Source organism: Acutalibacter sp. 1XD8-36, assembly GCF_009917525.1.
In the GTDB taxonomy this organism is placed as follows: Bacteria; Bacillota; Clostridia; order Oscillospirales; family Acutalibacteraceae; genus Acutalibacter.
On sequence record NZ_QZDU01000001.1, the window covers coordinates 444,812 to 457,238 of the forward strand.

Consider the following 12,427-nt stretch of genomic DNA (forward strand, 5'->3'; position numbering starts at 1 on the left):
CCGATATAACCTCCCTATCCGGCGTAAAATTCCCGGACCGCCTTAAAGAAGGCATCAATATTCTCCCATGGAGAGAGGGGCGGAATGTCGCAGCCGGAGGATATAACAAAATTTTTATGCCCGCAGCAGCTCTCCATAACCTTCAGTGTAGCCTCCCGCACAGATTCCGGCGTGCCGTTGCGAAACTCTCCCGCCGGGTCTACATTGCCCATTACCACTATGTCCTCAGGAATATGGGAGAGCATCTCAGCCATGTCAATAGCATTGCCGAAGTGGTACGCGGCGCTGCCGGTATCAAGTATCGAGTCAATCATAGAAATAGTGCTGCCGCCGCAGTTATGGTAAATCACAAGGAATGTGTCGTCCTGCACGGCCTCAACTATCCTTTTTACATATGGCGCAGAGAACTCCTCAGCTAAAGCCGGGGACAAAAGGCCTGTCACAGGCTCAGCCATCATAACGCCGTCTGCCCCCGCCTCCTTATATGCTTTGCAATAGTCTATAATGAAGCTTACAGCCTTCTCCAGCACAGTGTGCACCATGTCCGGCTCCTCATAGCAGTCAATCATTATCTCTGTCACATCCAGCAGGCGCGCCGCCAGTGAAAACGGGCCGATTACGCCGGCAAATACCGGACGGTCCGTAATATGTTCGGCGGCATATTTAATGGCGTCTATGTAGAGCCCTGTGCGGCATGAGCCCACAGCCGGTATCTCCAGAGCCCGGGCCTCCTCCTCTGTGGAGACAATGCTCCCCACTACAGTGGGCACCTCGCCGTCGGTCACACGGATAGCGGAGCCGAAGCACTCGGCCTCAACAGACAAGTCCATAAGGCTGACGCTTGCCGCCGCATCTGTGCGCTCCGCCACCAGCTCCATAGCCTTTGCCTGAAGCCCGCTGTCTGAAATCAGCTCCCTTACGGTAACCCCCATAGGCTGGATGGCAGGGAAGGACAGAATGGGCATGGCCTTTTTTACCGGGGCCTCAAGCAGGTCCTTCAGCCAGATTCTCATATCCCGCTTCATATAGTCACCACCCATTCAGGCGCTACACAGCTCAACAGCGCAGTCAGCGGCGCTGGCAGCGTCTGAAGTATACCTGTCCGCCCCAATTTTCTGTGCAAAGGCCTCTGTGACCGGCGCACCGCCAACCATAATCTTCACATTATCGCGGATACCTGCCTCCACCGCCTTCTGCACGACCTCCTCCATAACGCCCATGGTAGTTGTCAGCAGAGCCGAGCAGCAGATTATCTGGCAGCCCTCATTTTTGGCGGTCTCCACAAAGGTCTCAGGCGCAACATCCGTGCCCAGGTCAATGACCTCAAGGCCCTTGCCCTCCATCATCATCTTCACAAGGTTCTTGCCGATGTCGTGCAGATCCCCCTTCACGGTGCCAATGCACACCTTGCCCGTGGCCTTTACCCCGGCCTCTGCAAGCAGCGGCTTTAAAAGCTGAGTGCCCATATTCATGGCCCGCGCCGCCACCAGTACCTCCGGAACAAATACTTCGTTACGCTTAAACTTCTCACCGACAACGCCCATGCCGCTAAGCAGACCCTCATCCAATATCTGATGAACAGGTATACCCTCATCTATGGCCTGCTGCACCAGCTGCTTTACGATTTTTGCCTTGCCTTTTTGCAGGTTTTCTGAAATTTCCTTTAGAATACTCATATTTTCTCCTGGTTTATTTTTCTTAGATTTTGTGGATAATTTTTGTGCGCCCCTTGACTATCTACTATAGCGTATTTATTGGAAATGTCAAGGGAAACCGGAGAAAAAGTTGGGGTAATAAATATCTTTTAGTCTCTGCCCTTTTTCATATATACCAATTCATCAATTCCGCTTTGCTTTGTGTGCTTTTGAGGTATACGCAGAATGTCGGAAAAGCTAAGCCTTTTTCATAGATTAACCGCAGTGAATAAGGCCGAGGTGCTTTCTAATATTTGCGCTTTTCAAGCCGGACACACCGCTGTCCTTTTGCAACATAGGCTGCTATCCCTTTACTCTGCCGTTTTCGGCAGCGGCAAAAACCAGATTAATTTCAGAAGGATACTTTTATTGCAAATAAAAATTCGCGCATCCGCAAAAGCGGACACACGAATTGCTGGTACACGAGAGTTGGACTTACCAATTCTCTTTCTACTGGTGCCGGAAGCGGGGGTCGAACCCGCACGGTGTCGCCACCACTGGATTTTGAGTCCAGCACGTCTGCCAATTCCATCATTCCGGCGTATACTCTTTTGTTATTGCCAAGTGTAGTTTTTATATTATACTACTTTTTTGTAAAAATTGCAAGTGTTTTCGAAATAAAAAGTGTACCCATGGAGTGAAATCCAGGCGTACCGCAGGAAATTCCCAGACTTACCCTGTCGCATTTGGAGCCAGCTCACATATTTTGTCAATCACCCCTAGACAATATCCGCGTTATGTGCTATAATATTTATCAGCCTTTTTAAAACTATTTTCGCGGAGGGGAGTTCATGAAGTTCCTTTCAAACAAAAAGCTTGCCGTGCGCATTGGCATCATGACGACAGTGCTTATCCTGGTGGGAATGCTCTTGCTGTGGCTTATCGTTTCTACAAACGCGTCCGCTACGGTACAGGCGAATATTACCAACCAGCTGACCGACGCGGTGGAATCCCGTGCAGCTATCATCAACAGCTATGTGGCCTCAACTGAGGAGTATGTCCGGGCCTTTGCCCTTAGCGGTGAGGTGCGGGAGCTCCTGCAGGACCCTGATAACCCGGAGCTTGTGAAGGAAGCCCAGACATATACTGAGGACTTCGCCTCTGTCAAGGGTGTCTTCGAGGGGCTTTATATCGCCACTCCTGAAACCCACGTCCTTACCCACACATCGGCGGGGGCAATCGGCATGACTACCCGCTCCGGGGACTCCCTGAAGGAATTTCAGAACACCATCCTTGCCCAGCAGCAGCTCACAAATCTGGGGATAATGAAGTCCCCTGGTACCGGGAGCATGATACTGTCTATGTATTACCCCGTCTTTGACGGGGAGCAGTGCATGGGCTATGTGGGGGCGGGTGTTTTTGCCAGCCACCTTATGGACGCGCTGTTAAACCTGGATATCAAGGGTATGCCGGACAGCGAATATGCCTTTCTGAATGTGGAATCCGGTGTGTACCTGTACCATCAGGACGAGGAGCTCCTTAATACCGAGACCGAAGACACAGGCTATCAGGAGATTCTTCGCAGGATACGTGAGGAGGGGAGCACCCAGGCGGGCACCTATTCCTACCGTGACGGAAACGGACAGGAGCAGCTTGTGGTCTATAAATATCTGAAGGACCGCGGCTGGGCCTTTATGGTGCGGGAAAATGCCGCTAATGTCTTCCGGGCTGTGACCTCTATACGTATTATTGTGGGTGTTCTGTGTGCCATAGTTGCAGTTATAATTGTGCTTATCACCCTGCTGGTACTGCACCGCGAGGGCCGGGAGCTAATGGTGGTAGAGGGAGCCATCCGCCGCCTTGGAGACCTGAACCTTGCCGCCGATGAAAATCTGGAGGCCTTCCACGACCGTGAGGACGAGATAGGCAAAATAGCCAACACGGCCAGCCAAGTGTGCAACTGCCTGCGTGAGGCGATTGACGACGCAGGACGTATCCTGGAGGAGATGGCGGACGGCCGCCTGAACGTGGATTTGGAGAAAAACGAAAGCCTTTACATAGGAGATTTCCGGGTGCTCTGGGAGAGCCTGCACTCAATCCGCGATAATCTGGCCCGGGTTATCCGGGATATCTCCCAGGTGGCGGGCCAGGTTAATACCAGCGCAGGCCAGGTGTCCGGCGGCGCCCAGGCCCTGTCCCAGGGAGCTGCAGAGCAGGCGGCCTCCATTAATGAGCTGGTAGAAAATGTGGCGGCAATTACCGCCCAGATTCAGACCAGCAGTATGCGGTGCGAGAGCGCCAGCCAGCAGGTAGACAAGGCCACCGGCTATGCCGCAGAAGCCGATATAAAGATGGAACAGCTTATGAAGGCCACCAAAAACATTGAGGAATCCTCCGCACACATCGTAACGGTAATCAAAACCATAGATGATATCGCCTTCCAGACAAATATCCTGGCGCTGAACGCCTCCGTTGAGGCGGCTCGGGCAGGCACAGCAGGTAAGGGCTTCTCGGTCGTTGCTGACGAGGTACGGAATTTGGCGTCCAAGTCCTCTGAGGCCGCCCAGAATACCAGCGGCTTGGTAAACCGCTCCATTCAGGACGTAAAGAATGGCGCGGAGTCCACAGATTCAGCAGTTTCCGCCATGCAGGTCATTCACAGCTGTGTGCAGTCTATTAAAGGCCTTATGGATGAGATTGCCTCTGCAAGCGTACAGCAGTCTGAGATGATAGACCTGGTGGAGAGCGGAATCAAGGATATCTCCCAGGTGGTGCAGGAAAACGCCTCTGCCGCAGAGGAGAGCGCAGCCGTATCTCAGGAGCTGTCCGGGCAGGCCCGCACCTTGAATCAGCTTATCAGCCGGTTTAGGGTTGAGTGATATATCCAAGCTACGCTGTTAGAAATGTGAATACAAGAAAGATAGGCCGCTGTGTTATGCAGCGGCCTATCTTTCTATATGAAAAGAAGCTGTCCTCACGACAGCTTCTTTTGCACTATTCTTCACTATCCTCAGGCTGGTCCGGCTTCTGCATATTCCGCTCCAGCCACTGGGTGTAGGTCATGAGCACCTGCCGGGGCTTAGACCCTTCGTGCGGGCCCACAATCCCCAGCTGTTCCATCTCGTCTATGAGCCGTCCTGCACGGGCGTAGCCCAGGCGCAGCCTCCGCTGCAGCAGTGAGGTACTGGCCTGTCCTGCCTCCACCACCACCTTTATGGCCTCGTCCATCATGGGGTCGGCGTCGCCAGTGCGCTCGCCGCCGTCGTCCTTGGCACTTTCGGTACTGGCGGCATTGCGCTCGATTTCCTCAATAACGTCGGCGTCATAGTCCATAGATTTGGTCTTCTTCACGAACTCAACTATGGAGGAAATCTCCTCGTCGCTCACATAGCAGCCCTGGACGCGCACCGGCTTATTGCTGCCCACCGGGGCAAAGAGCATATCCCCCTGGCCCAGGAGCTTGTCTGCGCCAACGGTGTCTATAATGGTGCGGGAGTCCACTGCCGTTGAAACGGTGAGGGCTATGCGGCTGGGGATATTGGCCTTGATAAGGCCTGTCACAACGTCTACTGACGGGCGCTGAGTTGCAACCACCAAGTGCATTCCTGCGGCACGGGCAAGCTGGGCCAGACGGCAGATGGAATCCTCCACCTCCTTAGGGGTCGCCATCATAAGGTCCGCAAGCTCGTCAATTATTATGACTATCTGAGGCATGGCGGGCATGGGCTGACCGTTCTCGTCCTCGTAGTTCTGGGCCTCGGCAAGGTTATTATAGCCCTGGAGGTTTCTGACATTGTTCTCCGAGAAAATCTTGTAACGCTTCATCATCTCATTTACGGCCCAGCCCAAAGCACCGGCTGCCTTATGGGGGTCGGTGACCACCGGCACCAGCATATGCGGCAGGCCGTTATAGCCGGTGAGCTCCACGGCCTTGGGGTCTATCATCAAAAAGCGCACCTCGTCGGGGCTGGCCTTATAGAGCATGCTGATTATCATTGAGTTTGTACACACAGACTTGCCTGAGCCGGTGGTGCCGGCTATAAGTATATGTGGCATTCTGGCAAGGTCCGCCACTACAGGCTGTCCGGCTATGTCCCGGCCCAGGGCCACGGAGAGCTTGCTCTTTGAGGTCTGGAAGGCGTTGGACTGTATAAGGTCGCGCATACGCACAGAGCTTCGGGCGCGGTTGGGGACCTCAATACCCACCGCCGCCTTGCCTGGGATAGGTGCCTCTATCCTCACGCCTGTGGCTGCAAGGTTTAGGGCAAGGTCGTCGGCTAGGCTTGTTATCTTGCTTATCTTAACTCCCGCCGCAGGCTGTATCTCGTATCTTGTGACAGAGGGTCCACGGCAGATGTCCATTATCTTGGTGCTGACCCCGAAGCTGTTCAAAGTGTCCACCAGTATCTTGCCGTTGGTCTGGAGCTCCTCAGTCTCCTTAGCCCTGTCCACCTGGGGGCTTGTCGCCAGCATGGTGACCGGAGGGAAACAGTAGGTGCCGGGAGTCTGAAGCTGGTCCATGGCCTGATAAAGGGCGTTCTCCTGTGGGGTGGCCTGACGCGGCTCAGGCTCCTGCATCCTTGGCTTTGGCATGGGGATATCCGGCGCAGGCTCAGATTTCTCCTCCGGTTCCTGAGAGCTCTCCTCTGGCTCTGAGGCTTCGGGCTCTCCCACCGCCTTAGATACCGGCTCGGGCTCCGGCTCTGCTATTGGAGCAGGCGGGTTTGGGGAGAATACCGGGGAGGGCGGGAGCTCGTCCTCCGGCTTCTCCTGTGGCTCCGGCTCTAGCTCAGGCTGGAGCTCCGGGCGGGGGGCCTCGATTCCGAAGACCCTCTCAAGCTTGTCCAGCTTCTCGCTGCGCCCCGGCTTCTTCCTGGGCTCTACCGGGGGAAACAGTGCCGAGGTCCTGCTGCTCACCGGGCCTGATGGCAGGTTTGGCTCAAGGGGCACGTCAATCGCGGAGCGCTGCTCCCAGTCCTCCTGAAGGATGACCCTCTCCTCCTCCCGGCGCTGGCGGGCGGTCTGTATGCCCTCGTTTACCACTTCAACGGGCTTCTTGATGGTGTGGAACAGGCCGATTAAAGTGGTTCCGGTAAGTATCATCACGCTGACAAACAGCAATAATAGTATGATTATCTTGGCCCCTGTCTTCCCCGCCGCGCCTATCAGCAGCTGTCCCAGCAGCCCGCCCATTACGCCGCCTCCAACGCCGGCGTTTGTGCGGTACAGCGCGGTTATGTAGTCAAATACAGACAGGCCGTCTGATATCTTAGCCCCGCCGAAAATGAAGCCAGTAGCGCAGAAAAGCAGTATCACTACGGCTGTAAGCCAGACCTTCCCGCTGATGGAGCCCATAGGCCGGTCCAGAGTGGTTATCACCGCCACATATATCATCAAAACAGGCCAGAGCATGGCCCAGCCCCCAAACAGGCCAAGGATGGCATTATGGGCCCACTTCCAAAGGCTGTCACCCTGGAATATGGTCAGGCACCCGAAAAAGATGGCGCAGGCAAAGAGTACCACCGCCCGCACCTGATTTCTCTGGCGTATCTCCTCGGCGGTGGGCTTTGGCGGGGCGTGCCTTTTGGCCCCAGTCTTTTTTGTGGCTGCCGCCCTGCTCTGAGTGGTCTTTGCAGGCGCGCGCTTTTGGGTATTGCGTTTAGCCGGGGTGCTCCCGGCTGACGGTTTCTTTTGTTCGGCCAAGTTTTCTTCCTCCCTATCCCTCGGTTTTTACGTCTTTTTCTTTTATCTATAACTTTGGTCTAAAGGGGCTTGCCGGTAAACAGGTTTTGCCCTGTGCTCATCTCATAGATGGCGATACCTGTCACCGTCAGCCCGGCGATAAGTGTGTATATGGCGAAAACACTGAGCTTATTGGTGGTAACTATCCATTTGAGCAGCTTTATTGCCAGAAAGCCCACAATAGCCGCGGTTATCACACCAACTATCAGAGTCGCCGTGCCGATAGCCTCCCCCTCGCTCCCGGCATCCTTTATGGACAGCAGGGCTGCCGCTGCTATTGAGGGTATGCCCAGCACAAAGGAGTAGTCGAGGGCCGTCTGCTGGTCTATTCCGCGCATAAGCCCTACGGACATGGTTGAGCCGGACCGAGAGAGCCCCGGGAACACAGCCGCCAGGCACTGGGTAACGCCGGTTATTATGGCGTCAGCCACAGTGTACTGGGTGCGCCCGGCCCTTGCCCCTCTGGCCCAGTGCTTCCCGGGGGCAAGGGCGGCTGCCGTGCGTCGGTTTGCCCATATGCCCAAGAACAGCAGCAGGCTTGTAGCCAGGAGAGCCAGGCCTTCGACTAAGATACTACTGTCGGAAGCCAGCTGCTCCGAGAGGTCCTTTACCTTCATATCCGTGCCCGGAATCGGCAGGAATAGCAGGAACAGCGGCAGAAGCCCGATAACGAGCATGAATATCAGCCGCCGGTCCTCGTTCATCGTGTTCCATTTGAAACGTCCCCTGAACAGGTCGGCTACTAAAAGGCCGAACTCTTTAAGTAAGCGCCAGATAAGCTTTCTGTATACGAACACAACCGCTATCAGTGTGCCAAGATGGAGCATTACGTCGAATAATATCCCGGGCAGCTCTATACCGAAGATATGCTGGGATATGGACAGGTGCCCGGAGCTTGAGACCGGCAGGAATTCAGTCGCGCCCTGTATAACGCCCTGAAATATTGCGTCTAAAATTGTCATAATCTCTCCTTATGTAAGGCGGGCCTGCCGCCTTTTCTCAGTCTGATTTCTTCTTTGGGCGGCCGGGGCCGCGCTTCTTTTTCCTCTTGTCTATCATGGAGCTCAGACAGTCCATGGCGTCTGAAAGGGAGCCCAGGGAATCTATAAGTCCCTCCTCAACAGCGTCCGGACCGTCTAAGACTGTGCCCACGTCCATCACCAGCTCCTGGGTGTTCATGGAGAGGGTGGTGAAGCGCTCCTTTGTGATGTTTGAGTTCTGGGTGACAAAGTTTGTGATTCGGTCCTGCATCCGCCGGAAATACTCAAGGGTCTGAGGTATGCCCAGCACAAGGCCGTTCATGCGCACAGGATGAATAGTCATGGAGGCGGATTCGGCTATAAAAGACCTTTTCGCCGCCACAGCCAGGGGTACGCCGATAGAGTGGCCTCCTCCCAGCACCAGTGATACAGTGGGCTTCTTCATCCCAGCCACCAGCTCCGCAAGGGCCAGGCCAGCCTCCACGTCGCCGCCCACAGTGTTCAGCAGCATTAAAAGGCCGTCTATCTCCGGGTCCTCCTCAACAGCCACTATCTGAGGTATCACATGCTCATACTTGGTGGTCTTGTTCTGGGAGGGGGAGATATAATGGCCCTCTATCTGGCCGATGATAGTGAGGCAGTGGATGGTGTGCCCGTTACTATGGGTCACCACTGAGCCGCTCTCGTTTATCTGCTTCTGCTGGTCGCACCAGCCCTCCTGCTCCGGGGCCTCCATGCCCTCGTCGGAGTTTTTGGCGGACCTGACCTGTTCCTTCTTAGATACAGCTTTTTTCATAGCACAGCACTCTCCTTTACGGAGAGAGTCTGCCCGGACTGCCGCCATGTTATGTATTATACCACTTTTTTTCCCATTGGGCAAGTCTGGAATTTGTAAGAAAAATGAGGGGCCGAAGCCCCCCATCTATCATTTCCCGCCGCCGATGATGGTGATTTTGTCCGCTGTGAGCCCGGTCTGCTCCATAACCGCCTCCTGGATAATGAGCATGTCGGTGTCCTTAAGCTCCCCCGAGACCAGGACGCTGCACTTCTCGGAGGCTATGTACGCCACGCACTCCTCAAAGCCCTTGGCCTTTAAAACGCCCTCCACGTTCGTCTCCTTCAAAATGCTCTGGGCCATGGCCGAGGCCTCCTCCACCGCCGCTTTCTTTGCGTCGCTGTCGGCGTTTACGTCTTCCAGCACCTTGTCCAGAAGCTCCAGTGCCTCGTCTCTTGAGGCCTGGCGGTCCATGCGCGCCTGGGCAAAGCTGTCGGCCTTGGTGTTCGCCTGCTCTGAGCCTGTGAGGTCGTCGGTGACGGTCTCAACATAAGCGTTGTTCACCAGCTGGGCGGCACCCAGCTGGCTGCTGACGCCGCTGGAGCTGTCGCCTACCGGCAGCTTGTTTGTTCCGGCAAACTGCCAGTTAAGGTATACCGCCGCGCCCAGCGCAAGCACCAGCGACGCCAATACTAACTGTTTTCTTCCTAGCTTCTTCATCATTGAATGACCCACCTTTTTGCTTAAATTATAGCTTGCTTACCTGCCCTCCACCACGCATATGCGTCCGGCGGACACCCCCAGCACAGCCCGGGCGGTGTTCACCAGCTTCTCGCGGACAGCAAGGTCCCCCGCCCCCCGGCTGACTATCACCACCCCCAGCACCCGGGGCTGGCGCTGCTGAAGGGAAAGGCCGTGCTCCGAGCCGCCGCTGTCCTTCAGGACCACGTAGGAGCTGTCCCGCTCTTTTGAACCGCCGCCGGAGCTCTCGGCATAGTCCTGGGCGTATACCCCTGCCCCCGAGTCCTCAAGGGTTATCATTACCTGTGGGCTCTGGTCACCGGTGACAGCCCGGACTATCCTCGTAAGGTCCTCCTCAAGCTCCTGGCGGTACTGGGCTTCAGTGAGTCCGGCGCCGCTTTCTGTGGGCGCGGGGTCAGTCTCTTTCCCGGGGGAGAGACTGGAGAGCCATATGAGCACTATCCCCGCCATCCCCAGGATAACGGCTATCCGCGTGAGCTTGCGGTCCTTTGAGGCCTTTTGAAGCCAGCCTTTGAGCCTGCCAAGCCCAAGCTTATCAAGCTCCATCCACGGTCACCTCCAGAGGTACGCCTTTCAGAGCGCCTGAGAGCACCGCCCGGGCCCTCCTTGCCTCACTCTCAAAGGCGAAGGTCAGGCTGGCCTTTGTACATGATATGCTGCCGTCCTCCGTTATATGGATATCCGCGCGTATTTTTTTCGCCTCTATCCCGGCGGCACCCAAAAGCCCCTTTATATATCCCTCCATGTCCTCCCGGGCGGCTTTGGCATACTGGTCCTCCATATACTCATTCAGCGCCTCATTATTCCCTATTTCGTCAGTGTCCAGCTGCCAGTCCCAGTCTGCAGATATTATGGAAGCGCAGAGTGAGGCTATAAGCATAAGGGCGACCAGGCCCCGGACGAAACCCAGCATTTTATCCCTTGGGCAGAGCTTTGAAAGGAGCTCTGAGGCAATCAGCACGCCGCAGACGGTCCCTGCCGCCTGTAAAGTTCCGGTCATTTTGTAGGCACCTCCTTTTATTATCCTCCGGCTAAGAGCACTGCCGCCGCGCTTGCAACGCACACTACACAAATGCTGCCCAGCAGCGCCAGCACCATCTTTACCGCCGAGGCCGCCGCGTTCATAAGCCCGCCTATCTCCTTTACACCGAACAGGTCCCCAAGGCCCTTGCCTGCCATGCAGACCCCTGCCCAAAGTGCGCACTCCGCCATGGCAGGGGCGAAGATACACAGCGCCGCCAGCATTCCGAAGGCTCCCGCCCCGGACTTCACTATGCGCACGCTGTTCTGTATAGCCGTCACCGCGTCGCCCAGAGCCCCGCCCACTATAGGCAGGCCCGCCGAGAGAGCAAGCTTTGCGGCCTTGCCTGTTGCAGCGTCTACCTGGGCATTTACGGCAGTCTGCACGGAGAGTATTGCTGCAAATAATGTCACAAGGGTTGTAAGGGCCCATTTGCCAAGCCTGTACATGGCGTCGGCAAGGCCTCCAAGCTCTGTTCCCGAGACTGCCCCGGCTATGGATAGGCCCAGGTATATTTGCAGCATTGGAATGAATACCCCTGTTGAGAGGACAGGTATGGCTGTTCCCGCCAACATGGTAATGAAGCTGTAGCCGCTGCCGGTGGCCAGGTTTCCCCCGGCTGTGAGCAGCCCGGCGTATACCGGCACCGCCGCAGTCAGGAAAACAGACGCCGCACCCGAAACTCTGCGGCAGGTGGTGAGTATCCCCAAGAGTGGCGCGGAAAGTATCAGCCCGCAGGCCGCCGCACCCACCAGCGGTGATACCCCGCCGTCATCTCCCATGCCTGCTGACAGCCTGCACAGCATCACCACTCCCAGCAGCGCTGCCATGGCCTTTAGGGGAGACGACAGCTTGTCCCGAAGAAGTGAGGAGACCATCTCGAATATACCCTCTCCGGAGAGCCCGCCGGTCACGTTTGCTCCGTCCACCCCAAGCTCTCCCAGCAGGTTTTTGGTGTCGCCGTCCAGGCTGTCGTACAGTCCGGGGGCGCCGCTTTTTTCATATAGCTCGCCGGTCTGGGCCAAGGCCACCGGGGAACATATTACTGCAAAAGCAATAAGAATTATTATAATTATAACTAACTTCCCCACTTTTTTCACTCTCATATGCTCATGATATCCCCCAGAAATTCAAAGAGCTTTGACATCAGCGGCATTGCCGCCCCCAGCACAGCTATTTTTGACGCCAGCTCCACCCCATAGCTCAGGGCGCTCTCCCCCGCGTCCTTGCACAGGCGGGAGGCAAGCTGGCCCACTACTGTAAGGCCCACGGCCTTGAGCATAACCGTAACGCACAGCTCAAACAGCCCCTCCATGTTCATAGCTGAAATGTGGTCTTGATGGCCTCAAACAGGGCGTCTATCTCATTTATTATCATCATCAGCACCACTATAAGCCCTGCTAAAGTCGTCATCAGCGCCTGCTCCTCCCTGCCCGAGCGGATAAGCAGCTGGTTTAAGACCGCCACTATGATACCGATGGCGGCTATCTTAAAGATAAGCTCCACTTCCATT

Annotated in this window: 12 protein-coding genes and 1 tRNA gene; 1 reads left to right on the forward strand and 12 read right to left on the reverse strand. The window is 55.7% G+C overall.

Annotated features, from left to right (window positions below; translation table 11 throughout):
* Nucleotides 1-14: 14 nt before the first annotated feature.
* From D5270_RS02520 to D5270_RS02530, 3 genes are all read right to left on the reverse strand, one after another.
* Nucleotides 15-1,025, reverse strand: a complete 1,011-nt coding sequence (locus D5270_RS02520; RefSeq protein WP_166542599.1) for a uroporphyrinogen decarboxylase family protein — start codon at nucleotides 1,023-1,025, stop codon at nucleotides 15-17.
* A 15-nt stretch (nucleotides 1,026-1,040) separates the two neighbouring features.
* Nucleotides 1,041-1,676, reverse strand: coding sequence for a corrinoid protein (locus D5270_RS02525; RefSeq protein ID WP_166542600.1), 636 nt, complete (start codon nucleotides 1,674-1,676; stop codon nucleotides 1,041-1,043).
* A gap of 472 nt (nucleotides 1,677-2,148) precedes the next feature.
* A tRNA-Leu gene (locus D5270_RS02530) sits at nucleotides 2,149-2,235 on the reverse strand.
* A gap of 250 nt (nucleotides 2,236-2,485) precedes the next feature.
* Between D5270_RS02530 and D5270_RS02535 the strand changes: the two genes are divergently transcribed.
* The gene (locus D5270_RS02535) at nucleotides 2,486-4,513 is read left to right on the forward strand and encodes a methyl-accepting chemotaxis protein (RefSeq protein WP_166542601.1); all 2,028 of its coding nucleotides are present in this window, start codon (nucleotides 2,486-2,488) and stop codon (nucleotides 4,511-4,513) included.
* A 115-nt stretch (nucleotides 4,514-4,628) separates the two neighbouring features.
* On the opposite strand, the gene D5270_RS16685 is transcribed toward D5270_RS02535, so the two are convergent.
* The 9 genes from D5270_RS16685 to spoIIIAC form a co-directional block, all read right to left on the reverse strand.
* The gene (locus D5270_RS16685; RefSeq protein ID WP_243150055.1) at nucleotides 4,629-7,337 is read right to left on the reverse strand and encodes an FtsK/SpoIIIE family DNA translocase; all 2,709 of its coding nucleotides are present in this window, start codon (nucleotides 7,335-7,337) and stop codon (nucleotides 4,629-4,631) included.
* Between the two features lie 59 nt (nucleotides 7,338-7,396).
* Nucleotides 7,397-8,338: an undecaprenyl-diphosphate phosphatase gene (locus D5270_RS02545; protein ID WP_166542602.1), complete on the reverse strand. Its 942-nt coding sequence runs from the start codon at nucleotides 8,336-8,338 to the stop codon at nucleotides 7,397-7,399.
* Between the two features lie 37 nt (nucleotides 8,339-8,375).
* Nucleotides 8,376-9,092 carry a ClpP family protease gene (locus tag D5270_RS02550; protein ID WP_166542771.1) on the reverse strand — a complete coding sequence of 239 codons (717 nt, stop codon included), beginning with the start codon at nucleotides 9,090-9,092 and terminating at the stop codon, nucleotides 8,376-8,378.
* Nucleotides 9,093-9,281: 189 nt separating this feature from the next.
* Nucleotides 9,282-9,854, reverse strand: coding sequence for a SpoIIIAH-like family protein (locus D5270_RS02555; RefSeq protein ID WP_166542603.1), 573 nt, complete (start codon nucleotides 9,852-9,854; stop codon nucleotides 9,282-9,284).
* A gap of 36 nt (nucleotides 9,855-9,890) precedes the next feature.
* Complete coding sequence (locus D5270_RS02560) at nucleotides 9,891-10,439, reverse strand: hypothetical protein (protein ID WP_166542604.1); 549 nt, start codon at nucleotides 10,437-10,439, stop codon at nucleotides 9,891-9,893.
* A complete protein-coding gene (locus D5270_RS02565) occupies nucleotides 10,429-10,893 on the reverse strand; it encodes a hypothetical protein (RefSeq protein ID WP_166542605.1) in 465 nt (154 codons plus the stop codon). The genes D5270_RS02560 and D5270_RS02565 overlap by 11 nt, the downstream gene beginning before the upstream one ends.
* Before the next feature lie 20 nt (nucleotides 10,894-10,913).
* Nucleotides 10,914-12,020 (reverse strand): stage III sporulation protein AE, encoded by a 1,107-nt coding sequence (locus D5270_RS02570; protein ID WP_166542606.1) that lies wholly within the window; start codon nucleotides 12,018-12,020, stop codon nucleotides 10,914-10,916.
* A complete protein-coding gene (locus tag D5270_RS02575) occupies nucleotides 12,017-12,235 on the reverse strand; it encodes a stage III sporulation AC/AD family protein (protein WP_161473764.1) in 219 nt (72 codons plus the stop codon). Before D5270_RS02575 ends, D5270_RS02570 begins: the two co-directional genes overlap by 4 nt.
* Nucleotides 12,232-12,426 carry a stage III sporulation protein AC gene (gene spoIIIAC / locus D5270_RS02580; RefSeq protein ID WP_161473763.1) on the reverse strand — a complete coding sequence of 65 codons (195 nt, stop codon included), beginning with the start codon at nucleotides 12,424-12,426 and terminating at the stop codon, nucleotides 12,232-12,234. Before spoIIIAC ends, D5270_RS02575 begins: the two co-directional genes overlap by 4 nt.
* Nucleotide 12,427: the final 1 nt, after the last annotated feature.